The 23682-nt window shown below is 65.0% G+C and carries 14 protein-coding genes and 2 pseudogenes; 8 read left to right on the top strand and 8 right to left on the bottom strand.

The window, feature by feature from the left end; all coding sequences use genetic code 11:
• Nucleotides 1–96: 96 nt before the first annotated feature.
• The 5 genes from LN450_RS04980 to LN450_RS04965 all read left to right on the top strand — a co-directional run bounded on the left by LN450_RS04980 (nucleotide 97) and on the right by LN450_RS04965 (nucleotide 9333).
• Nucleotides 97–1149 (top strand): LacI family DNA-binding transcriptional regulator, encoded by a 1053-nt coding sequence (locus tag LN450_RS04980; RefSeq protein WP_011349120.1) that lies wholly within the window; start codon nucleotides 97–99, stop codon nucleotides 1147–1149.
• Between the two features lie 167 nt (nucleotides 1150–1316).
• Nucleotides 1317–4355, top strand: a complete 3039-nt coding sequence (locus tag LN450_RS04975; RefSeq protein WP_039418439.1) for a TonB-dependent receptor — start codon at nucleotides 1317–1319, stop codon at nucleotides 4353–4355.
• 316 nt (nucleotides 4356–4671) lie between these two features.
• Nucleotides 4672–5805 (top strand): TonB-dependent receptor, encoded by a 1134-nt coding sequence (locus tag LN450_RS23340; RefSeq protein WP_011349122.1) that lies wholly within the window; start codon nucleotides 4672–4674, stop codon nucleotides 5803–5805.
• Nucleotides 5806–5853: 48 nt separating this feature from the next.
• Nucleotides 5854–7707, top strand: coding sequence for a TonB-dependent receptor domain-containing protein (locus LN450_RS23335; RefSeq protein ID WP_375341287.1), 1854 nt, complete (start codon nucleotides 5854–5856; stop codon nucleotides 7705–7707).
• Between the two features lie 105 nt (nucleotides 7708–7812).
• Entirely contained in the window at nucleotides 7813–9333 is a 1521-nt protein-coding gene (locus LN450_RS04965; protein ID WP_011349124.1) for a tryptophan halogenase family protein, read from the top strand.
• Between the two features lie 407 nt (nucleotides 9334–9740).
• Here the strand turns inward: LN450_RS04965 and pyrF are convergent, their stop codons facing one another.
• On the bottom strand, nucleotides 9741–10472 hold the full coding sequence (gene pyrF, locus LN450_RS04960; protein WP_011349125.1) for an orotidine-5'-phosphate decarboxylase: 732 nt from the start codon (nucleotides 10470–10472) through the stop codon (nucleotides 9741–9743).
• On the bottom strand, nucleotides 10469–11428 hold the full coding sequence (locus LN450_RS04955) for a 5'-nucleotidase, lipoprotein e(P4) family (RefSeq protein WP_039418441.1): 960 nt from the start codon (nucleotides 11426–11428) through the stop codon (nucleotides 10469–10471). Before LN450_RS04955 ends, pyrF begins: the two co-directional genes overlap by 4 nt.
• A gap of 331 nt (nucleotides 11429–11759) precedes the next feature.
• Between LN450_RS04955 and LN450_RS04950 the strand changes: the two genes are divergently transcribed.
• Nucleotides 11760–12428: a YceH family protein gene (locus LN450_RS04950; RefSeq protein WP_011349127.1), complete on the top strand. Its 669-nt coding sequence runs from the start codon at nucleotides 11760–11762 to the stop codon at nucleotides 12426–12428.
• A gap of 279 nt (nucleotides 12429–12707) precedes the next feature.
• Here the strand turns inward: LN450_RS04950 and LN450_RS04945 are convergent.
• From LN450_RS04945 to LN450_RS04935, 3 genes and pseudogenes are all read right to left on the bottom strand, one after another.
• Nucleotides 12708–13744 (bottom strand): annotated as a pseudogene (locus LN450_RS04945) (DUF4272 domain-containing protein).
• A 51-nt stretch (nucleotides 13745–13795) separates the two neighbouring features.
• Nucleotides 13796–14332, bottom strand: coding sequence for a GNAT family N-acetyltransferase (locus LN450_RS04940; RefSeq protein WP_014091508.1), 537 nt, complete (start codon nucleotides 14330–14332; stop codon nucleotides 13796–13798).
• A gap of 270 nt (nucleotides 14333–14602) precedes the next feature.
• Nucleotides 14603–16579 (bottom strand): UvrD-helicase domain-containing protein, encoded by a 1977-nt coding sequence (locus LN450_RS04935; protein WP_011349130.1) that lies wholly within the window; start codon nucleotides 16577–16579, stop codon nucleotides 14603–14605.
• A gap of 205 nt (nucleotides 16580–16784) precedes the next feature.
• Here LN450_RS04935 and LN450_RS04930 point away from each other — a divergent pair, with 205 nt between their 5' ends.
• Both LN450_RS04930 and LN450_RS04925 read left to right on the top strand, forming a co-directional pair.
• Nucleotides 16785–17414 carry a thymidine kinase gene (locus LN450_RS04930; RefSeq protein WP_008571920.1) on the top strand — a complete coding sequence of 210 codons (630 nt, stop codon included), beginning with the start codon at nucleotides 16785–16787 and terminating at the stop codon, nucleotides 17412–17414.
• A 428-nt stretch (nucleotides 17415–17842) separates the two neighbouring features.
• Complete coding sequence (locus LN450_RS04925) at nucleotides 17843–18976, top strand: GAF domain-containing sensor histidine kinase (RefSeq protein WP_011349132.1); 1134 nt, start codon at nucleotides 17843–17845, stop codon at nucleotides 18974–18976.
• A 175-nt stretch (nucleotides 18977–19151) separates the two neighbouring features.
• On the opposite strand, the gene LN450_RS04920 is transcribed toward LN450_RS04925, so the two are convergent.
• From LN450_RS04920 to mutM, 3 genes and pseudogenes are all read right to left on the bottom strand, one after another.
• Entirely contained in the window at nucleotides 19152–20753 is a 1602-nt protein-coding gene (locus LN450_RS04920; protein ID WP_039418777.1) for an OpgD/OpgG family glucan biosynthesis protein, read from the bottom strand.
• A 68-nt stretch (nucleotides 20754–20821) separates the two neighbouring features.
• Nucleotides 20822–21844, bottom strand: a pseudogene (locus tag LN450_RS04915) (DUF4380 domain-containing protein).
• A 646-nt stretch (nucleotides 21845–22490) separates the two neighbouring features.
• Nucleotides 22491–23306: a bifunctional DNA-formamidopyrimidine glycosylase/DNA-(apurinic or apyrimidinic site) lyase gene (mutM, locus tag LN450_RS04910; RefSeq protein ID WP_008571924.1), complete on the bottom strand. Its 816-nt coding sequence runs from the start codon at nucleotides 23304–23306 to the stop codon at nucleotides 22491–22493.
• Nucleotides 23307–23682: the final 376 nt, after the last annotated feature.

Raw genomic sequence — 23682 nt, 5'->3', positions numbered from 1 at the left:
CATGTGCCTGTGTGACACGGGCGCTCGGTGCCAGCAGGCCGTGCGCCTCACCCTGGCGCGCGGTGCCAAGCGCGTTGACCTGGAGAACGCCACAGCATGAGTCGGCCACGGTCCGAAGGCGGCAGCGTCACCATCAAGGACGTCGCGCGCGAAGCGCAGGTGTCGGTGGCGACGGTCTCGCGCACCATGAACGGGCATCAGCACGTGGCCGAGTCGGTACGCGAGCGGGTCTTGCAGGTGGCGCGTGCGCTCAATTACATCCCGCACCACGCCGCGCGCAGCCTGAGCAGCCGGCGCACCCACACCATCGGGGTGGTACTGCCGGACCTGCATGGCGAGTTCTTTTCCGAATTGATCCGCGGCATCGACCAGGTGGCGCGCGAGCAGGGCTATCACCTGCTGGTGTCCAGCTCGCACGGCGACCCGCAGGCGCAGCGCCGAGCACTGGAGCGCCTGCCCGGGCGCGTGGACGGCGTGGTGGTGATGTCGCCGTCGCTGGGCGATTCGGGCGTGCATGAAGACGCGCTGCCCGGTGGCCTGCCGGCGGTGCTTCTCAACTGCGCCGGCAGCGCCAGCCAGCGCCCGGTGCTCAATGTGGACAACTACGGCGGCGCGCGGGTCATGACCCGGCATCTGCGCGATAGCGGCCACCGCCGCATCGCCTTCATCGCCGGGCCGGACGACAACTTCGATGCGCATGAGCGCCTGCGCGGGTATCGCGACGAACTGGCGCTGGACCCGGCCGCGCAGCCCTGGATCTTGCCCGGCAATTTCGACGAAGAATCCGGTTACCGCGCCGGCCAGGCGCTGGCCCGGGACACGCGGCCCGACGCCGTGTTCGCCGCCAACGACATGATGGCCTTGGGCTGCCTGTTCGCGCTCGGCCACGCCGGGCTCAAGGTGCCGCACGACATTGCGCTGGCCGGATTCGACGATGTGCCGATGGCGCGCTACGTGCTACCTGCGCTGACCACGATGCGGGTGGATATCGCCGGCCTGGGCGGGCGCGCGTTGCAGTTGTTGCTGGGCCAGCAGTTGGTCGATGCGCCTGCACCGCCTGCCGACGCTGCGCCGCCGGCGTTTTCGCAGATGGTTCCGGAACTGATCGTGCGTGCGTCCAGCGCCGCCCGCGGCACACCGGGCCATTGACGTCTATGCACCCTGTCGCATCTTCACAAATTCTTTACGGTTTCTTATGTTTTTTATAACTCTATCGTTGCCGCTACCGCTGCTCGTTCGTCCTTGAAACAACGCGTCACCCTGCGCCACGCCGACCACGCTGCCGGTACGCGCCTGACCCCTGGGAGGGGGAAGTCATGAAGACCTACCGTACCGTCTCCACCCTGCCGGCGCGCAGCCTGCTGTGCTGCGCCCTTGCCGCTTCGTTGCTGGCCGCCAGCCCGGCCATGGCCCAGTCCAGCAATGCCACCCTGCGCGGGCAAGTCGCCGCGTCCCAGGCAGGCACCACGGTGACCGCCACCAATGTCGCCACGGGCACCACGCGACGCGTGGCGACCGGGCCGGACGGCAGCTATGCCCTGGTTGGCCTGCCGCCGGGCACCTACAAGGTGGATGCCGGCCCGGGTACCGAGAAGACGGTGACCTTGTCGGTGGCCTCGTCGGTGAGCCTGAATCTGGGCAGTGGCGGCGAGGCGACGACGCCCGCCGATGGCACCGCCACCACCCTGGACACGGTCAAGGTCACCGCCACCTCGCTGCAGGAGGTCAAGACCTCCGAAGTGGGCACCAATGTGTCGCTCAAGCAGATCAACACGGTGCCGCAGCTGACGCGCAACTTCCTGGAGTTCGCCGACACCGTGCCCGGCATGCAGTTCGAGACCGACCCCAACGGCAACAGCCGCATCCGCGGTGGCGCGCAGGCCAGCTCGGCGGTCAACGTCTACATCGACGGCGTGGGCCAGAAGAGCTATCTGTTCGGCGGCGTCTCCGGCCAGGAGCAGAGCGCGGGCAACCCGTTCCCGCAGCTGGCGATCGGCGAATACAAGGTCATCACCTCCAACTACAAGGCCGAGTTCGACCAGGTGGGGTCGGCCGCGATCGTGGCCTCCACCAAGTCTGGCGGCAACGAGTTCCACGGCGAGATCTTCGGGCGCACCACCAATACCGACTTCCGCGCGCGTCAGGCCGACGAGCGCGCCGGTGCGCCCAATGCCGACGGCAGCAAGCGCCAGACCCACCAGGACGAATACGGCATGGCCTTCAGCGGGCCGATCGTCAAGGACAAGGCACATTTCTTCGTCAGCTACGAAGGCAAGGGTTTCGAGGTGTCGGCCAACCCGGTCTCGGTGCCGGACAGCTTCAGCGCCCTGAGCGACGACCTGCCGGCCGGCGTGCAGGGCCGCCTGGGTTCAGTCACCCGTCCGTTCAAGGAAGATCTGTACTTCGGCAAGATCGACTGGGACGTGGGCGAGAACGATCGCCTGGAGTTGACCGCCAAGTACCGCGACGAAAAGAGCCGCGACGACGTGGGCGACCGCAACACCGCCATCGCCGGCAAGAACAACCTCAACACCGAAGAGCGCTATGACCTGCGCTGGCAGCATTTCGGCGAACGTTACGTCAACGAGGCGCGTATCTCCTACGAGGACGTGCTGTTCAACCCCAATGCCTTCACCCTGGGCAACCAGAACATCTATACCCGCGGCGTTGCCGAAGACGATGTGCTGATCCGCGACAACGCCACCAGCGGCCTGGCGATCCAGCGCAAGGGACAGAAAGGCCCGAGCTTCCAGAACGACCTGACCTTCAACAGCATCGACTGGCACGGCAGCCACGTCATCAAGATGGGCGTGAAGTACAAGGAAGTGGAGCTGACCCAGAGCGAAAACTCGGCGGTCAATCCTTCGTTCTATTACGCGGTGGCCGATGGCCTGGGAACCTCGGCAATTCCGTACCAGGTGAAGTTCAACCTGCCGTTTGCCGGTGCGGCGCCCTCGGTGACGACCAAGAGCAAGCAGCTGGGCCTGTACATCCAGGACGATTGGGACGTCAACGACAAGCTGCAATTGAACCTGGGCGTGCGCTGGGATGGCGAGAAGATTCCATCCTACCTGGACAACGTGACCCCGCCGGAAGTGGTGGCGGCCTTGAACGGCCCCGGCACCGACCCGACGGTGAGCGCCACCTACGCCGAGCAACTGGCCAAGGGCGGCGTCAACATCAACGACTACATCAGCACCGGCAATAACCGCAAGCAGGACAACAACAACTTCGCGCCGCGCCTGGGCTTTTCCTACGATTTCCGCGGCGACGAATCGCTGGTGTTGTTCGGCGGTGCCGGGCGCAGCTACGACCGCAACCTGTTCGACATCCTGGGGCTGGAGCAGGTCAAGTCGGCGCTGGCGCAGTACACGCTCCGCTTTGCCGAGGCCGCGCCCGGCTGCACGCCGGCGCCGGGCACCTGCGTCAACTGGAACCCCGCCTACCTCAGCGACCCGGCAAGCCTCGGCGGTCTGGTCAATTCGGGTGTGCGCAACGGTGAGATCGACCTGCTCAACAACGATCTGAAGACGCCTTATTCCGACCAGTATTCGCTGGGCCTGCGCACGCGGCTGGGCGAGTGGAACACCTCGGCCACGGTGTCCTACATTCACAGCAAGGACGGTCTGATCCTGACCTTGGGCAACCGTTATCCCAATGGCGATTTCTTCCAGAATGGCGGCCAGCCGTGGAACGAGAATCCGCCGGGCTTCGGTTCGCTGCTGATCGGCAATAATGGCGTGGAAACCAAGACCGGACAGCTGCTGCTGTCGGCCGACAAGCCCTATACCCAGGAAAGCGGCTGGGGGCTGACGGCGGCCTACACGTTTTCGCGCGCACGCGGCAACCGCGGCAACGACGAGCGCTACGGGTTCGATGCGGCCACCATCGCCGACTACCCGTTCCTGGATCTGAACGCAGTGCCGCGCCACCGCCTGGTGCTGACCGGCATCTACGATTTGTTCTGGGGCATCAGCGCCTCGGCCAAGCTGACCCTGGCCACGGTGCCGCCGCGCAATGAGGCGGTGTCCTACGACCAGTACGGCGGCCAGCCGTCGGAGAACATCCGCATCGTCTCGGTGGATGCACCGGGCGGCAAGTTCATCGCCGGCGGCGACATCTTCGGCACGCGCCAGCTGGATCTGTCGCTGTCCAAGGACATGCATGTCACCGAGGCGTTGACCGTGCAGGTGCGCGGGGATCTGATCAATGCGCTCAACTTCCGCAACTACGATCAGTACGCCATCGACTGGGGCCAGGACGGCGTCTACAACCCGCGTGCCAGCATCAACCAGTACGGGGCGCTGTCCACCTCGCCGCGGACGCTGTTCCTGAGCGCACGCATCATCTGGTAAGTCGCTAGCATCGCCGCAGTCGCCCAGCACAGGGTGCCGCCTGTGCTGGCCATCGTGCACGGCACGCACCCTGGTGCATCGTTGGTCTTGCATTGCCCGGTGATTGCCACGGCACTGCATTGTCCACGCGTCGCCATTGCCTCACCCGTCTCGACCCGTGCCTGAAGGAGCAAGCACCCGTCACCGCAGACCCTTGTTGTTCTTGCAGCCCTTGCGGCTGCTGTTGCCTGTTGTCCCTGTGTTCCACACCAAAGCACCAACCCAACGCGCCAGTCACTGCACTGCGTCGCGCTTTACCCCTGGGAGGGGGAAAGTCATGAAGAATCACCGCACCGTCTCCACCCTGCCGGCGCGCAGCCTGTTGTGCTGCGCCCTGGCCGCCTCGTTGTTCGCCACCACTCCGGCCATGGCCCAGTCCAGCAACGCCACCTTGCGCGGCCAGGTCGCTTCCGCGCAGAGCGGCAGCGAAGTCGTCGTCACCAACCTCGCCACCGGCTCGGTGCGACGCGCGCCGGTCAATGCGAACGGCAACTACACCATCGTCGGGCTGCAGCCGGGCACCTACAAGGTCGAATCCAACGGCATCAGCCGCACGGTGACCCTGTCGGTGGCCTCCAGCGCCATCGTCGATCTGGGCACCGAGACGGCCGCGGCGCCTGCCGGTGATGCGACCACGCTGGATACGGTGACGGTCAGCGCGCCGATGATTCGCGACGTCAAGACCTCGGAAGTGGGCAACACCATCAGCGCGCGCCAGATCCAGCAGTTGCCGCAGGCCACGCGTAACTTCCTGGAGTTTGCCGATACCGTGCCGGGCATGGTGTTTCAGGTCGATGGCAACGGCAACACCAAGCTGCGCGGCGGTGCATCCAATGCCAGCGCCGGCAATCTGTATATCGACGGCGTAGGCCAGAAGAGCTACGTGCGTAGCGGCGGCGTCGCCGGTCAAAGCGATACGCAGGGCAATCCATTCCCGCAGCTGGCGATCGGCGAATACAAGGTCATTACCTCCAACTACAAGGCCGAGTACGGCCAGATCAGCGGCGCGGCGATCACCGCGGCCACCAAGTCCGGCACCAACGAATTCCACGGCGAAGCGTTCTATCGCTATACCGATCAGGACCTGCGCGACAAGCGGCCCGACGAAGAAGCCAATGGCAAGATCGACTCGCAGACCAAGGAATACGGCTTCGCACTTGGCGGGCCGATCATCCAGGACCGCATGCATTTCTTCGTTGCCTACGAAGGCAAGGAAAACGTGGCGCCCAAGAGCGTGCAGCCGAGCTCGGAGGCGGCGGCCTTCGTCAGCCAGTTGCCGGCCAACCTGGCCAACCAATATGGCCCGGCCAACATGCCGTTCGAAGAAGACCTGTTGTTCGGCAAGATCGACTTCGAGCCCACCGATCGCGATCGCATCGAATTGAGCACGATCTACCGCGACGAGACGTAGACTGCCAACGTCGGCGGTACCAACACGCTCGCGCAGGCTACCGACAAGATCAACAAGGACAAGCGCACCAACCTGCGTTGGCAGCACAGTACCGACAACTGGTTCAACGAGGTCATCGTCGGCACCGAAAATTCGGAGAACAACCCGACCCCGCGCACCCTGGGCAATGGCATCGTCTACACCTATTTCCAGCCACGTGCCGGCTCCACCGATATCGATGAGCGCACGTTCCTCACCACCGGTTCGGCTGGCGGCAAGAACGCGCAGCGCAAAAGCCAGAAAGGCTGGTTCATCCAGAACGATCTGACCTTCACCAGCTTCCAGTGGCATGGCGAACACACCATCAAGATGGGTGTGAACTACAAGGACATCGAGCTCACCTCGCAGGATGCGGCGGCGTTGAATCCGCAGTTCAGCTATCGCGTCAGCAATGGCAGCATTGACTCAACGCCGTACCGCGTGGACTTCATTGCGCCCTACACCACGCCAGGCCAGCGCGCCACGGGGGTCTCGCCGTCCAAGCAGTACGGTATCTATCTGCAGGACGACTGGGCCGCCACCGACAAGTTGATGATCAACATCGGGGTGCGCTGGGATTACGAAGACACCCCGGCCTACACCAACTTCGTCACCTCGCAGGCGTTCGTCGATGCGCTGTATGCCAACGACGCAGAAAATCCCGGCCAGCCGTGGGCAAACCGTCTGCTGCCCAGCGGCATCAACGTGGCCGACTACATCAGCACCGGCAACAACCGCAAGAACTTCAAGGATGCCTGGGCGCCGCGCTTCGGTTTTTCGTATGACATCTTCGGCGACGAAGCCGCCATCGTGCATGGCGGTGCCGCGCGCTCGTACGACCGCAACCTGTTCGAACAGTTGGCGCTGGAAACCAGCAAGGCGGCGCTGTCGCCGGTGGCGGTGTATTTCGAAAACCCGGCCACCGGCACGTGCTATCGCGCCGACCGCACCTGCGTGGCGTTCGACCCGCGCTATCTCAACGGCATCGATCAGCTCAACACCATTCCCGGTGTCGCCGGCAGCGCCGAGCTCTTCATGTTCAACAACAAGCTCAAGACGCCGTACAGCGACCAGTACAGCATCGGCATCACCAACCAGGTGGGCGACTGGCTGACCGATGTGACCTTCCAGCGCATCCTGAGCTACGACGGTTTCGCGATGGGCTTGATCAACCGCTATCCGGATGGCTCCTACTTCCAGAACGGCAACGTGCCGTGGGGCGAGCCGGTGCCGGGCTATCAGAACACCATCCTGGGCAGCAACGGCCTGGAGCAGCGCAACAGCCAGGTGCTGTTGTCGGCCGACAAGCCGTACACCAAGGAATCCGGTTGGGGCCTGACCTTGTCCTACACCCACACCAGCGCGCGCCAGAACCGCAACATCGACGAGCCTTACGGCTTCGATAAGGCCACCATCCGCGGCTATCCGTTCGTGAAGTCCGATGCCGTGGCCGCACATCGCTTTGTCGCTTCCGGTTCGATCGATGGTCCGTGGGGCGTGACCTTCGGTGCCAAGCTGGTGTTGGCCACGCCCGAGCCGATCAACACGATCGCCTGCTTCGGCTTCACCGATCCCGATGGCGCCACCTGCCAGCAGGTCGGCGTCACCCCGCCGGGTAGCGGTAAGTTCCTGGTCGGCGGCGATATCTGGGGCTACCGCACGGTGGACTTCCAGGCCACCAAGGAGTTCACCGTGGCCGGCGACTTCAAGCTCAACGCACGTGTGAACCTGCTCAACGCGTTCAACTTCAAGAACTACAGCGCTTACGCCTACAACGGCTTCGGCAGCAATGGTCAGTTCGCTCCGGACATCGCCATCAACACCAGTGGCGAGATCAACTACGTGCCGCGCAGCGTCGTGCTGGAGATCGGCGCCAAGTTCTGATGCGCGCATTGCCACATGCGCCGACACGGGCATGTGGTATTTCGAACGGGGCCAGCTGGCCCCGTTCGTGTGTCCGTCCGCTGTCTTGCTCAGGAATGCATCGACATGATTCCCGCTCCACTTCGCAACATCGTCATTGTCGGCGGCGGCACCGCCGGCTGGATGGCGGCCGCCGCGTTTGCGCGCGTGCTCGGGCCCACTTTCAAGGTGCAGCTGATCGAGTCCGACCAGCTGGGCACCGTCGGGGTGGGCGAAGCCACCGTGCCGCACATCAAGGCCTTCAACAACCTGCTCGGCATCGATGAGGCCGAGTTCGTGCGCCAGACCCAGGGCAGCTTCAAACTCGGTATCGAGTTCGTCGACTGGCAACGCCCGGGAACCGCGTACATGCATGGCTTCGGCACCCAGATCGGGCACCCGCTGGGGCTATTGCCGTTTCACCAATACTGGATCAAGCAACACGCACGCGGCAGAGCACAGCCGTTGGGGGCGTACACGCTCAATACCGTGGCGGCTGCGCGCGGCAAGTTCATGACCTCCGCCGGCGATGTGCCGGCCAACTCGCCGCTGGCCAACATCGCCTACGCGTACCACTTCGACGCCACGCAGTACGCGCACTTTCTGCGCCGGTATTCGCAGCAGCGCGGCGTGACCCGCATCGAAGGGTTGGTCGAGCAGGTGCAGCTGCATCCGGAAAGCGGCCATGTGCAATCGCTGCAACTGGCGTCCGGACAGACGGTGCACGGCGACTTGTTCATCGATTGCTCCGGCTTCCGTGGGCTCTTGATCGAAGAGGCGCTGCACACCGGCTATCACGACTTCACCCACTGGCTGCCGTGCGATCGCGCGCTGGCAGTGCCCTGCGAAAAGGTTGGCCCGCCCACGCCATACACACGCTCCACTGCGCGCGCAGCCGGCTGGCAATGGCGCATTCCGCTGCAGCACCGCACTGGCAACGGCTATGTGTACTGCAGCGCGCACATCAGCGACGACGAAGCGGCCGCCACGTTGCTGGCCAATCTGGACGGCAAGCCGCTGGCCGACCCGCGCCCGCTGCGCTTCACCACCGGGCGGCGCAAGCAGTGCTGGAACCGCAATGTCGTCGCACTGGGCCTGGCCAGCGGATTTCTGGAGCCACTGGAATCGACCAGCATCCATCTGATCCAGTCCGGCATTTCCAAGTTGCTGGAGCTGTTTCCGCGCGAGGGCATCAGCCCGGTGCTGGTGCAGCGCTACAACGACCGGCTTGCATTCGAGTTCGACCGCATCCGCGACTTTCTGCTGCTGCACTACCACGCCACCGAGCGCGACGACAGCGCGTTCTGGCGGCATTGCCGCCACATGCCGATCACCCCGGAGCTGCAGACCACGCTGGACCTGTTCCGCGACAGCGGGCGCTTCTATCGCAATGCCGAAGAAATGTTTGCCGAAATCAGCTGGGTGCAGGTACTGGTGGGCCAGGGCATCCTGCCGCAGGGATATCACCCGCTGGTGGACCAGGTGCCCGACCGCGACGCCGAAGGCTTTCTGGCCAGCGTGGCGCAGACCATCAGCCGCTGCGTGGATGTGATGCCAAGCCACCAGCAATTCATCGACCGCTACTGCAAGGCGGCTGCGTTACCGTAAGTGCCTTGGTTTGCACTGCGGCTGGAACTGATGCTGAAGGTGGTGGCAGTTGCGCATGACCGATAACGAACGCAGGGATCCAAGCGTGCGCTAACGGCGCGCTTCGCGCGTGCGTCCAGGCGATGCATGCTCGCCTGGTGCCGCGGGTAACGCGCGATCTATGCCACCACGCAGCCAGCCACTGATGTCGGTCGCCACGACACGCGAACGTGACGGCCAAAAAAAGGATCGGACACAAGGCCCGATCCCTTCGAAAACCGGGACAAGCCCGGTGGACAATGAGTGGCACAGCTTCCGACTGACATCGGACGCTGGCATGTTAACGAGACTTTCACATTAAAGCAATGCTTTAATTGTTGCCGCCTACCTATTGATTTATTTGGAAGCTGGCCGCTGCTTCGGCCCGATCAGTTTCCGTTCTGCGGCAGTGCCGCGCGGATCTCGTCCTGGATGGCGGTGGCAGCGGCTGCAGGGTCGCTCGCCTGGCGGATCGGGCGGCCAACGACGATCGCGTCGGCGCCGTCGGTGAAGGCCTGCGCCACGCCGACCGTGCGTTGCTGGTCGTCGCCGACCGGGCCGCCGGGGCGGATGCCGGGGCAGACGATCGAAAAGTCCGGGCCAGTGGCGCGGCGGATCGGGCCGGCTTCCTGCCCCGAAGCGATCACGCCATCGATCCCGGCGGCCTGCGCAGCCAGCGCGCGTTCCACCACCACGTCCACCGGTTCACGGTCGATGCCCATTGCCGCCAGGTCCGGGCGGCCCATCGACGTCAGTACCGTGACCGCCAGCAGGCGCATGTCACCGTGATTGGCCTCGGCGGCGGCCTGCAGCATGCCGGCGTGCCAGCCGTGCACCGTGCAATAACTCACCGGCCACTGCGCCAGGCGGCGGATGGTGCCGGCCACGGTGGCGGGAATGTCGAAGAACTTGAGGTCCACGAACACGCGCTTGTCGCGCTTGGCCAGCGCATCGAGCACGTGGAAGTACTCGCCCGATGCCAGCAGCTCCATGCCGATCTTGTAGAACGACACCGAATCGCCGAGCCGGTCCACCCAGGCGATCGCTTCATCGTGGCCGGGCACATCCAGCGCGAAGATCAGCCGCTCATGCGCGGCCAGCGGCAAGGGCGCGCGGCTCATCGGGCCACCTCCAGCGCAGCGCGCTTGGCGTCGTGGCGCTTTTGCCAGGGTTGCGCGTAGTCGTTGTTGAACTGCGCCGGCTCCCAGCCGCCGTAGCTGGGGTTGGGCAGCATCCACCAGCGTTCGCCGAACCAGTCGTGGTACTGCTGCAGCAAGGCGCCACGCGCCTGGCCGGTGTTGGCGGTGACCTGCACGAAGTCGCCCAGCTGGTCGCCGAACTGCATCAGCACGCGGTACTTCTGTCCGGCCAGCTGGCGGCGGCAGTTCTTTTCGCTGCCGTTCTGCTCGCAGCCGGGCACCACCGTGCCCAGGCCGAGAAAGACGCTGTCATCGGCCACCGGCAGGCCCACGCTGCGCAGATTGGCCAAGGTGGCGTCCTTCAGGTGCACCGCGCGGTTGGAAATGTAGATCAGGGTGATGCCGCGGGCATTGGCGGCCTTGGCGAAATCCACCACGCCGGGAATGGCAGTGGCCTTCTTCTCGGCCACCCACTGGTCCCAGCTCAGCTCGTCGTATTCCTTGCCATCGCGCAGCAGCCGCGCCTGGTAGGGCGAGTTGTCAAGCACAGTCTCGTCCACATCCAGCACCACCGCCGGCTTCAGGCCGGTGGCGGCATTGCCGCGTTCCTCCGGCACCAACGCGTCCCAGTTGGATTGCTTGAGTGCAGCGTCCAGTTTGTCGGCCGCAGCGCGATAGGTCTGCTCGGCCACGGCACGGTATTCCTCCGAGCGCTGCATCCACAGCACCGCATTGAGGTTGTCGTCGCCGGCCGGTGCAGTGGTGGACGACGTTGCGGCCTTGCTGGCCGCAGCGCTGGCGTCGGCATCGGCAGTTGCGGTGGCTTCCTGCGCGTGCGGGGCTGGCTGCGTGTCGGCGGGCTTGCAGGCGCCCAGGGCCAGCGCGGTGCAGGCGATGAAGGACAACGGAGCGTAAAGCGAGGGGCGCATGGCATCCACCGGGACAGGGTCGACAATAAAGCGTGCGATTTTAGCCGGTTCGCGCCGTACCGCTCGCGCTGGCCGATGGCGCCGCCATCGAAATGACAGGGGCGCACGGACGACGGTCGCCGCAATACCGGTCGTCCAACCGCGTGGCTGCATCGGTCTTCCACACGATGGCGAATATGTGCCGTGCCCGTTCCTGGATGCCCACGCCCGTTGCCGGCGCACGACGCTGACATGCGCGACACCGTCGATGGCGTCGGCCGCCTTGCATAGCGTCGCAGCGGAAGAACGCCGGCAGCGGATCGGCATATCCTTGTGCGCTGATCGCCTCCCGGAGTCATCCATGACAGAGACCTCGCCCCCGCCCGTCCTCGATACCGCCCAGGCCCGCGTGCTGGGATGCCTGATCGAAAAGGAGGCCACCACGCCGGACGCGTACCCGCTCACCGTCAACGCCGCGCAGGTGGCCGCCAACCAGAAAACCGCACGCGAGCCGGTGCTGAATCTGCAGACTGGCGTGGTGCACCACGCGCTGCGCCAGCTGGAAACCCTGGGCCTGGTGCGCCAGCAGTTTTCTTCGCGTGCCGAGCGTTACGAGCACCGCCTGGGCAGCGTGCTGGATCTGACCCGCCAGCAAGTCGCACTGATCGGCCTGCTGCTGTTACGCGGCCCGCAGACGCTGGGCGAGCTGTACGCACGTAGCGAGCGCCTGGCGCGTTTCAACGATGCCGACGACGTGCGCCATCACCTGGAGCGGCTGATCCAGCGCGGCCTGGCCGCACAACTGCCGCGCGCCAGCGGTCAGCGCGAAGACCGTTACATGCATCTGCTCAGCGGCGAGCTGGATGTGGAGGCGCTGCAGGCCGCTGCCGCGCGTGCGGCACCGAGCGCGCCCAGTGGCAGCGACAGCAGCGACCTGGACGCGCGGATGCAGGCGCTGGAAGCGACGGTCGTCGAACTGCAGGAGGCGCTTGCCGCGGTACAGGCGCGGCTGGAGGCAGCTGGCGCCTGATCTGTGGGCGGCACCCACCGACGGCCGTAGCGGCAGCGCGGCAGGTGTGCTGCAGCATCGACGTCAGCTGACTTGGGTGACCCGGCAGTTGCCGGATCGCTCGATACGCACCACGGCACGCAGAGGCATGCGGCATCGCCTCCAAGACCCGCACGGTCTTGTCGCCCGGCCGCACGATGTCAGTGTGTGCGCGTGTTGGATGGATGCACCGGCCAGTCCTGCCGCGTCGGTGCAACCGCACTGCCCGCGCTCGAACGCCGGGGTCGGGGCACGCCAGCGTCAGGTCGGCGTGTCCACCTCGTCCCACTCGGCGTCTTCGAAGTGCAGTAGCCAATTGAGCGCGTAATGCCGCTCATACACCACGCCCGGCACGATGCCGGCGGGGACCGGCTGACCGGATTGGCCGGCCTGGCGGACCGCCCAGTGCAGGCGCAGGTGGCGGTCCAGCGTGTCCAGCAGCTCGGCGAGCGGGCGTCGCGCCAGCGTCGGGCGCTCGGCGGCTTGTGCGTTGTCCAGCGCGCGCTGTGCAACCAGGGGTACATCGCACAGCGCGTTGGGTTCCGGCAGCGTGTCGGCCAGACCCAAGGCCCATTGCAGCACGGCCAGGCTTTCGTAACGCCAGCCGAAGTTGGCCAGCGCCTGCGCATCCGGCGCTGGCTGGGCGAAGAACGCGCGCTCCTGCGGCGACAGCGCATCTGCCACGCCGGGAAGACGCGTCTCCACCTCGGCCAGCGACGGCGGCGTATCGCCAGCGGCCAGGATCTCTGCACGCAGCGCCACCGCAAAAACAACGCCAGCATGCGTCGACTGACGACTGCCGCATCGCGCACGCGCGCTTCGGCCTCGCCGGGCACCGGCGGCAGGCTGGGCGGTACGCGGATGCCTTGCGCGGCCAGCACGGAAAGTTGTTGCGCGCGCCGCTGCAACGCATCGGGCGGATACGGTACCTGCGCATCGTCGTCGATGGCCGGCTCGCCCTGGCTGATCAGCACCCGCCCCTGCGGGTCGCGCACGCTACCGTCGGCCAGGAAACACACCGCATTGGCGTGCTCGGCCCACTGCGCCAGCGCGCCGAGGTCCGCATCGTCCACCTCGAAGCTGAAGTGCTGCCGCACCCGCTGCACATGCCGCATCAGGTGATAGCGCGCCTGCGTCATCTGCCCATCGCCGGCCTGATTCACATAGCCGACAAAGCCGTGCAGATGCGCGGCCAGTTCCGGGTCGGCGTGGTCGCGATGCTGCAAGGCAGCCTGCGGCAGGAAGTCCGGCCACAGGGGCGTGCGTAGCGTGGAATAGGCGTTGACCAACAGTGCCATGCGGGCCTCCCTGTGCGGTGGAAAACAGCCGGCAGGGTGACGCAGCCCCGCTCAGCTGTCCACGCCACCAGGGCCGAGGTCGATCGTGTAGTACGCCACGGCCTCGGTGCCGGGACTCAGCACCCGCAGGCTCTCATAGCGCAGCCCCAGTGCTTCCAGCGCGCGGATCGACTCCGCATTGCCTGGCGAGACGATCGCGCACACCTGCGTCAATCCCAGTACCTGGCGTGCATGCTCCAGCACCGCGCGCCCGGCTTCGGTCACATAGCCCTTGCCACGATACGCGGGCAACAGCGCAAAACCGATATGCGGCACCGGCAAGGTCTCGCGGCACAGCAGGCCCAAGGTGCCCATGAAGGTGCCTGCCTCGCGCGTTTCCAGCGCCCAGTGCGCGAAGCCGTGTTGTTGCTGATGCGCCTGCGCCCATTCGCGCACATGCTCGCGCGCCTGCTCGCGGGTGCGGATACCGCGGTCGTTGATGCCGGCGATGAACGCAGGATCGTTGACCAGCGCCAGCATTGCCTCGGCATCGCGCTCGGGATCGAGCAGACGCAAGCGCACGCGTGCGGTTTCGAGGATGACGGTCACGGCGCACTCCGTTGGCGGGAACCTCAGACTGCCGTGCGGCAGTGGCACTGACAAGTCTGACGACAGCATGCATGGACACGCTGCAGTACCCGCACCTTGCGCACGCGTGCCGCGCAGGGCAGCCGGCCCGGGAGGCTCAGCGTCAGGCACGCCTGGCAACCGATGTGTGCCACGCACTCACCCGCAGTGCCTCCGGCAGGCGCCCAGCGCCGCCTTGCCTGCCAGACTCACCTCATGTGGCCCAAAGCTGCCCGCGCGGCTCAGGAGAACTCAGTCGAACAATGCCTGGATCGCAGCCAATCCCGCACTGGCGCGTTCCTTCTTGCGCTCGGCGTCGGCCACCGGGTCGGCACCATCGCGCTGCAGTTCTTCGGCCGGAATCTCATCGAAAAACCGGCTCGGCTTCAGTCGCACATGCTCACCGAACTTGCGCGTCAGCTTGCTGTGGCTCATCCACAGCTGCTCCTTGGCGCGGGTGATGCCCACGTACAGCAGGCGGCGCTCTTCCTGCAGATTGCCTTCTTCCAGGCTCACTTCATGCGGTAGCACGCCGTCTTCGCAGCCGACGATGAAGACATAGCGGAATTCCAGTCCCTTGGACGCATGCATGGTCATCATGCGCACCTGGTTGCCGCCATCGTCCTTGTCGTTGCGCGACAGCAACGCCAACTGCGCAGCCAGATCGCTGGCGCTTGCACCGCGCGGACCACCCTCGAACCACTCGGCCAGCTCGTCCAGATTGCGCTTGCGCCGCTGGAAGCCGGTCTCGTCTTTCGACTGATTGCGCAGGTCGTTGAGCAAACCGGACTTGTCGGCCAGCAGGCGCACCAGCTCGCCGGCCGGCATGCTAGACGAGTGCTCGCGCATGTCGCGCAGGATGTCGGTAAACGCACTCAAACCGTTGGCTGCGCGCGGCGGTAAATGCTGCAAGGCGCCCATCGACTCGGCTGCGCGCGACATCGGTACCGACTTGGCGCTGGCAAGTTCGGCAAGACGCGCCAGCGAGGTCGCACCGACTTCGCGCTTGGGCGACTGCACGGCACGCAAGAACGCCGCGTCGTCATCCGGGTTGACGATCAACCGCAACCACGACAGCAAGTCCTTGACCTCCTGCCGCTCCAGAAACGCGGTACCACCGGTGAGGTGATACGGCACGCGCAATAGCTGCAGCGCTTTTTCCAGCGGCCGCGATTGAAAATTGCCACGGAACAGAATGCAGAAGTCGCTCCACGGCACCTGCTTGGCGGTACCCAGGAACGAGATCTCCGCGGCGACCTTTTCGGCTTCGTGCTCGCTGTCGCGGCATTCCCACACGCGGATGCGCTCGCCGTCGGCCTGGTCGCTCCACAAGGTCTTCAAATGCTCATGCGGGTTGTGCGCGATCAACGCGTTGGCCGCACGCAGCACACGATTGGAGCAGCGGTAGTTCTGTTCCAGCTTGATGATTTCCAGCGCCGGATAATCGCGCGCCATCTGCTGCAGGTTTTCCGGATTGGCGCCGCGCCAGGCATAGATGCTCTGGTCGTCGTCGCCCACGCAGGTGAAGTTGCCGCGCGGCCCGGCCAGCATCTTCAGCAGCCGGTACTGCGCATCGTTGGTGTCCTGGCACTCGTCCACCAGCAGGTAGCCGATGCGCTCGCGCCAGCCCATCACGATGTCTTCGTTGGCTTCCAGGATCTGCACCGGCAGACGGATCAGGTCGTCGAAGTCCACTGCGTTGAAGGTGGTCAGCCGCGCCTGGTAGCGCTCGTACAAGCCGGCCGCTTCCTTTTCGCGGGTGCTGCGTGCGGCCGCCATCGCCTGCTCCGGCGACAGGCCGGCATTCTTGGCGCGCGAGATCAGGTTCTTGGCATCTTCGATCGCATCGGGCTTGGCACCATGCATCAGGTCCTTGATCTGCGCGGCGGCATCGTCCGAATCGAAGATCGAAAAGCCGCGCTTCAAACCGGCGGCGGCGTGCTCGATCTGCAGAAACTTCAGGCCCAGTGCGTGGAAGGTGCAGATCGTCAGGCCGTCGGCACCGTCGCCGCGAATGCGTTTGGCCACACGCTCGCGCATTTCCTTGGCGGATTTGTTGGTGAAGGTGATCGCGGCGATCCGCTTGGCCGGATAGCGGCCGATGGCGATCAGATGCGCGATCTTTTCCACGATCACGCGCGTCTTGCCGCTGCCGGCGCCGGCCAGCACCAACAGGGGACCTTCGCAGTGCAGCACGGCGGCGCTTTGCGGGGGATTGAGACCGTACATAGAGGCTTCCGACAGAGCGCGCCATTGTACCGGGGCTGCCCGCGGCTGGCCGACGCGATGGATTCATGTCTCCAGTGCGGCTAGCCCTGCCCACAACCGGAGGCTGCTCCCACACGCTCGACGGCAGGCGTCGACCTCGCCCGACCGCGCCAGCGCAGCGCACACAGGCGCCGCATCCTGCTGCCTGGCCCGTTAAAATCGCCCGATGGCCAAGCTCTATTTCTACTATTCGGCGATGAATGCCGGCAAGACCACCACCTTGCTGCAATCGGCGCACAACTACCGCGAGCGCGGCATGCGCACGCTGATCCTCACGCCCAAGCTCGACCACCGCGCCGGCAGCGGCGTGGTCGCCTCGCGGATCGGCCTGCGCGCGGACGGGCGTATCTTCGAGCGCGACACCGAGTTGCAGCAGCTGGTCGAACGCGACATCCACAACGACGGCGCGTTGCACTGCGTGCTGGTGGACGAAGCGCAATTCCTCGGCCGCGCGCAGGTCTGGCAGTTGAGCGAGGTGGTCGACCGGCTGCGGATTCCGGTGCTGTGTTACGGCTTGCGTACCGATTTTCGTGGCGAGTTGTTCGAGGGCAGCCAGTTCCTGCTGGCCTGGGCCGACGAGCTGGAAGAAATCAAGACCATCTGCCACAGCGGCAGCAAGGCCACCATGACCGTCCGCGTGGATGCACACGGGCACGCGGTGCAGGACGGCCCGCAGGTGGAGATCGGCGGCAACGAGCGCTATGTGTCGGTCAGCCGGGCCGAGTTCAAGAAGATCATGCGTGGCGAAGGCCGCATCGATCCGCTGCAGATCGCCTTGCCGCTGCCCGTCGCCTAGCGCCGGGGCCTGGTAACGCACTCGCGGCCATCCGCGCTGCCGTGGTGCATCCAGGACAGCACTGCCCCGGAGCAGCGTGTGCGCGCATCCTCGTTTGCGCTGCGATATCGCGCTGGAAGCAGGGGTTTGCACATCGCCGTTGGTCGTTCGCCAACACCAAACGCTCACCGCCGCACTGGCGCCAGCGGCTACAACCACACATCAGCACACGGTGCGGCACCGCGTTCGTCGACAGCCAGCCGCGACCGCCGGCCACGCTCTATACGCTTTTCAGGCGCTGCTAAACCCGTGCGGGCATGCGGTCACGCCGGCGTCGCGGGCGCCATCAGACAGGCGTATCGTGGCGCCTGTGAGACAGCGGCGCACCACACAACCGGGCGCAACCGCGGTCCTGTAAACTGGCAAGCGTCCACTCTTTGGAGGCACTCATGGATCCACTGCCTCCCGCATTGCGCGCCGATATCGCGCGTGTTGGCCGGCTCTCCTCGGTCGCCGACGTGTTGAGCGTGCTCACCCGCCTGACCGGGATGGGATTTGCCGCCGTGGCCCGCGTCACCGACGCGCGCTGGATCACCTGCCAGGTGCACGATGCACTGTCCTTCGGCCTGCGTCCGGGCGACGAACTTCCGCTGGCCACCACGTTTTGCGACAGCGTACGGGTGAAAGGCAATGCGGTGTGGTTCGGGCACGCATCGGATGACCCGGTCTACCGCGATCATCCCTCGCCGCGGCTCTACGGCTTCGAGAGCTACGTCTCGGTGCCGATCAGGTTCGACGATGGCAGCGTGTTCGGCACCTTGTGCGCGCTGGAATCGCGGCGCGCCCGCAGCGAACTGGGCCGTGTTGGCGCCTCGGCGCGCTTGCGCGAAGAATTCATCGGCATTCTCGGGCACGACCTGCGCAACCCATTGCAGTCCATGCATGCGGTGGTGGATATGCTGTCCATCGACCAACTCGACCATCGCTACGGCAGCTCCATCCGCTCGCTGCAGCGTAGCCTGCGGCGCATGGAAGAACTGATCGATTTCGCCTGCGATTTCGCTCGCGGCATCGAACTCGATTGGTTGCAGCTGGACTATGGCGACGGGAGCGACTTGGTCGATGCACTCTCCCAGGTCGTGGACGAAACCCGCGCCGCCTACCCCAACCAGGTGCTGTCCACGCATGTGGCCATCGACGAGCCGGTGCACGGCGATGCGATTCGGCTGGCGCAGATGTTCGGCAGCCTGATGATCAACGCGGTCGTGCAAGGGCCGCAAAGTTCGCTGATCAAGGCGGTCGCGGTCACCGAACATGGCCGGCTACGCATCGAAGTCTGCAATCTGGATGGGATCGATCCACGGCGGCTGGATGTGCTGCACGCTTCCACCCATGTGCATACCGGCGGACGTGCGCTACCGGATGTCGATCTGGGCCTGCATATGGCAGCGCAGATCGCAAAGGCCCATCAAGGCGAATTACGCATCATCAGCGGCAAGGACGGCACCTGCTTCCGCGTGGAGCTGGCCTGCACACGTCCGCGCGGACGACTTCACCTGGTCGGCACCTCGGCGCCGGCCTGAGTGCTTTACGCAGCGACGATCGTCCCGCAAACACGTCCGACAACAGATGGCGCTCCAACCGCATGCTGCATGCCGCAGCTGGCCACGCGTCCCCTGGCGCCGCATTGCCGCATGCGACCGCGCTGGCCCCGCGATGCCCGCAACAAGCGTCGCCGGCCGCCCCGCCCGGCGCTTCTCAGTAAATCTTGCGCTCGCTCGGCGGCGGCGGCGTCCACTGGTACAGCCAGGTTTCGGTGAGCGGCTTGCCATTGGCGCGCAGATACAGGCGGATATCGATCTGCTGGGTGCCCTCGTCCGGCGGCACCAGGTCGAACATCGCCCGATAGCCCTTGAGCTCGTGCAGCGGGCGCGCCGACACGATTTCAGTAGTGCCGCGCGACACCTGCAACACCGCCTCCACCTTGGCCTTTGCGTCCTTCGCCAGCGCGGCCAGTTCGCCGCCGGCAAAATCCACCGCAAAGCGCCAGGAGAAATGGCTGCGTTTTTGCCCGACGATGCCGCCGAGGCCGGTTCGGGTCGCCACGCAATGCGCCAACGGCGAGCTGGCCGGCGGCTGCGCGCCCCAGTACAGCCGGTAGCCCATCAGCAGTTCCTGCCCCGGCTGCGGCTTGGCTTGCGGGTTCCAGAACGCCACGATGTTGTCGAAGGTCTCGTCCACGGTCGGAATCTCGACCAGCTGCACCGAGCCCTTGCCCCAACCACTCTTGGGTTCCACCCACAGGCACGGGCGCTTTTCGTAAAACACGCCATCGTCCTGGTAATGGTCGAAGTTGCGGTCGCGCTGCAGCAGCCCGAACCCACGCGGGTTCTCGTCGACGAACATGTTGAAACGCAGATGCGGCGGGTTGCATAACGGGCGCCAGATCCATTCGCCGCCGCCGGTCCACATCGCCAGGCCATCGGTGTCGTGAATTTCCGGACGCCAATCCCAGTCCATCCGGTTATCGTTTTCGCCGACCTGGTACATGCTGGTGCACGGGCCGATACCCAGCCGCTCGATCGCCTTGCGTGGGTACAGCGCGCTGTCGATATCCATCAGCAGCACATCGCCATTGGTGATGGCGAAGCGGTACGCGCCGGCAACGCTGGGCGAATCCAGCAAGCCGTACACCACCACCGTGTCCGAATCGTCGGCCGGCTGCTCCAGGTAATAGGCGATGAAATCCGGAAACTCTTCCGGCCCGCCGGTACCGGTATCGATGGCCAGCCCGCGTGCCGACTGCCCATACTGGCCTTCCTTGCCGACCGCACGGAAATAGCTTGCACCCAGGAATGCCGAAAAGTCGCGGTCGGTGTCCTTGCGTGTGTTGAGCCGGAAACCGGCAAAGCCCAGATCCTTTGGCAATTGCTTGCCGCCCAGCCCGCTGCGGCCGTAATCGAATGCCGCCGGGTCGTAGGCCAGTTGCTGTGCCTTGCCATCGACGATGTCGTAAATGTGCACCGGGGTATGGAAATACAGTCCCAGGTGGAAGAACTTGGCCTGGAATTTGCCGTTGCCATCGGCCCACAACGCGTGGTCCTGGCGATAGCGGATGGACTGATACTGATCCCAGTTCAGCGCCTCGAGCGGCCCCGGCAATACCTGCTTGTGGCTTTTATAAGGCGCCTTCGCCAGCGCGCGCGCCTGCCCTTTCAACCAGGCGTAGTCGAAGGGTTGCGGTTGCCCGAGTCGACGCAGACCAACGGCCTTGGCCGCCAGCGCCCACTGCGGCAACGTCGGCAAACCGAGCGCGGCCAATGCGGCAGCAGCATTCTTCAGGAAGTGGCGTCGTTGCATGCGCATCGATCTGGTCAGGGAATGGGCGACATCATAGCCACAGCCCGGCATCGACGTGAATTCGCATCTCAGCGAGGCGCAGGCGGCGCATCGCACGCATTGGCCAGCGCCAGCGCGTTGGCCTGGCTGCAAAGGAACCGCCGCTGCGCCTGTTCCTCATCCGGCCCGCTATAGCGCAGCAGCGTCCACTGCTCCTGTGCCTGCATTTGCGCACCTGGCGCAAGCTGCCGATACGGCGCGTGCACCTCCATTTCCAGCAATCCCTGTTCCGGATGCCGGGGTGGCGCATCCAGATACAACTCCACCTGGCCTTGCTCGGGATGGATCGCCGACAGCGGTTGATGCGCGAAGCGAATCACCAAGACCTGCCCGCCTGCGAACCCGGCCATCCATCCTGCCGACGGCTGCAGCAATAGCTTGCCGCGCTGGATCAATTGGTCTGGACGCGTATCGGCGCGCAGCGCGAGCAGGCCGCGCTCATGCTGATAGCGCGGCGCAATCGTGCCGGGCTCGCGCGGCGGCTGCAGCCGGATATCCGCAGCAGCGGCAACGGGCACAAACACCCGCGTCGTTGCCGCAACCCGCGTATTGAACCAAAGATCCCAGGCAATTGGCTACGCGCCGATATTACGTGCGCTGGCCTGGATGTCGACGGTATCCGCACGCGCTGCAGAACGTTTGATCTGCTTGCGCAATTGCACCCCGGTCAGCGGGCTGGGCACCCCTTCAAATTCCACCACGTCATGACGACGCATGCTGACGCGCGTCTGCGCCAGGGACAGATACGGATCCGGCGGCCACACCGCGGCCGCCGCCTGACGCTCGTGGTTGAGCTGCTGGTGCAACCACCACTGACTCTGCGGCCCGACCCACACATCATGGCCGAAATAGGGAATATCCCCCGCAGTGGCCGACACCTCGGGCGCAGGCTGTTGCTCCACTGCCGCACCGACCTTCAACACGTTGGGCTGGCCGCGCAGATGGAACGACAGCACGCGCCCGCCAAATGCCGGCGTGACGCTCAGCTCTATCGCGTTGGTCTTCAACTGGAGACGCTCTACGGCAGCTGCCGCGCTCGAAGAGGGCGTCATCGCGCCGGTCGACGGCATCGCTACCAGCGCACATGCACCGATAAGGATCAGAGGAATGACAAGCTGTCGGGGGCTGGACATACAGCGCTTCCACATGAGGACCTCACGATTGTGGCCCGCCGCCTACCTGGACACCAGGACACCGCTGCTCGCGGCTGCTTGCTGTACCTCCGCTGGAGCTCAGGTGCGACATCGCACTATGTTTGCCTGGAGAACTGGCCACGCAGGGCGCTGAGCACTCTCGAGGGACTCGAGCACAAGAGGGTTTCCGTGCGGTCGGCACATGCGCCCGGACGTGCAGGTTGGAGCGCACGTCCGATGCCGGTATCCAGAGCGAGCGTAACGATCGCGAGGATTCTTGCAGCTAGCTGGCCGCTTTACGGGTGCGGTACAGCAATCGATTCAGTAGTCTCGGGCGGCCCGACCGCATGCGTCGCAACCAGCCAGTGCATGCCGAAAGCTACGGTGCCCAAGAGAGCCGCGTCGACCGTCACAGCATTGCGCAGAGCAGACGCGTGTAGCACGCCCGCAGGCGAGCCATATGGAGAGTTGCTCGGAGTCGCTTTGTTGTGACTTGCGCGGCAACGATCGTGACACGATCGCGAGAGTACCAGTGCTCAAACACCGCGTCGGCGCGATATCGCGCTTATCGCTGACAGCTCCCGCACCACACCGTGGCGCGTTGACCAATCGTCGCGTGCTTCAACACCCGCCCACATTGCTTGCAGGCCTCGCCTTCGCGCCCGTACACAGAGAGTTCCTGCTCGAAATAGCCAGGCGCACCATCCGGGCTGATGAAGTCGCGCAAGGTAGTCCCGCCGCGTTGGATGGCATACGCCAGGATGTCTTTCACTGCGTCAGCCAGACGCCGATACCGCGCCAGCGACACTTTTCCCGCCTCGCGCAGCGGACTGATTCCCGCCCGATGCAGGCTTTCGGCAGCGTAGATATTTCCAACCCCGACAACCACGGCCTGATCCATCAAAAAGGTTTTGACGGCGGCACGCCGCCCTTGTGCCAGTGCGTGGAGATAATCGCCAGTAAATGCGTCCGATAATGGTTCTGGACCAAGCGCAGCGAGCAACTCATGGGTTTGTGTGCCGGATTGCCACAGCAGGCAGCCAAAGCGACGCGGATCGTTGAAGCGCAGCACGCGCCCGTTCTGCAGACTGATATCCACATGGTCATGCGCCCGCGGCAGGGTGTCGCCTGGCAGCACCCGCAGACTTCCGGACATCCCCAGATGCAACAGCGCGCTGCCGCCCGCATCTGTATCGATCAACAGATATTTCGCGCGTCGGCGCACGTTGGTAATGGTAGCGCCGGGGAGCAAGCGCTCGATCTGCTCGGGAATCGGCCAGCGCAAATCGGGCCGACGCAGGATCACGCCATGGATCCGCTGCCCAACCAGATGCGGCGACAGGCCACGCAACGTCGTTTCGACCTCGGGCAACTCGGGCATCAGCGCATCCAACAAGCGCCGGTCACATACCGGCAAGGCAGCTAATGGGGTCGAAACACTCAAATGCAATCAATGCGACGCTGCCGGCGTGCCATCGCTGGTCTATCCCTGCCTTGCCCGCCTGATAGAAGCGCTACTTCCACGTCATACCGTGAACTGAAGATATCGGATCACGATTCGTTTCGACGTGACCTGCTGATCTTTCGCAGCGGCGGCCCTTGCGTTTCTGGCTCGCATCTACGCGTTCTTCGACTGCACCGCGTGGAGCCGATCAATGGCGCAGCGATGTAATGCTGAGCCCTGCGTTGGCGATCCAGTTTCTGGGACTGGATATGTGAAACGTCCTCCTTGCGTCTTGTCTCACCAAGGATGTGGG

The organism is Xanthomonas euvesicatoria pv. euvesicatoria, from assembly GCF_020880415.1.
GTDB lineage: Bacteria > Pseudomonadota > Gammaproteobacteria > Xanthomonadales > Xanthomonadaceae > Xanthomonas > Xanthomonas euvesicatoria.
This window is presented reverse-complemented; position numbering and strand designations above follow the sequence as displayed.

Bases quoted from the DNA above. Each gene is read 5' to 3' on its own strand.
- LN450_RS04980 (WP_011349120.1), top strand. From the start codon at position 97: ATGAGTCGGCCACGGTCCGAAGGCGGCAGCGTCACCATCAAGGACGTC.
- LN450_RS04975 (WP_039418439.1), top strand. From the start codon at position 1,317: ATGAAGACCTACCGTACCGTCTCCACCCTGCCGGCGCGCAGCCTGCTG.
- LN450_RS23340 (WP_011349122.1), top strand. From the start codon at position 4,672: ATGAAGAATCACCGCACCGTCTCCACCCTGCCGGCGCGCAGCCTGTTG.
- LN450_RS04965 (WP_011349124.1), top strand. From the start codon at position 7,813: ATGATTCCCGCTCCACTTCGCAACATCGTCATTGTCGGCGGCGGCACC.
- pyrF (WP_011349125.1), bottom strand. From the start codon at position 10,472: ATGAGCCGCGCGCCCTTGCCGCTGGCCGCGCATGAGCGGCTGATCTTC.
- LN450_RS04950 (WP_011349127.1), top strand. From the start codon at position 11,760: ATGACAGAGACCTCGCCCCCGCCCGTCCTCGATACCGCCCAGGCCCGC.
- LN450_RS04935 (WP_011349130.1), bottom strand. From the start codon at position 16,579: ATGTACGGTCTCAATCCCCCGCAAAGCGCCGCCGTGCTGCACTGCGAA.
- LN450_RS04930 (WP_008571920.1), top strand. From the start codon at position 16,785: ATGGCCAAGCTCTATTTCTACTATTCGGCGATGAATGCCGGCAAGACC.
- LN450_RS04925 (WP_011349132.1), top strand. From the start codon at position 17,843: ATGGATCCACTGCCTCCCGCATTGCGCGCCGATATCGCGCGTGTTGGC.
- LN450_RS04920 (WP_039418777.1), bottom strand. From the start codon at position 20,753: ATGCAACGACGCCACTTCCTGAAGAATGCTGCTGCCGCATTGGCCGCG.
- mutM (WP_008571924.1), bottom strand. From the start codon at position 23,306: ATGCCCGAGTTGCCCGAGGTCGAAACGACGTTGCGTGGCCTGTCGCCG.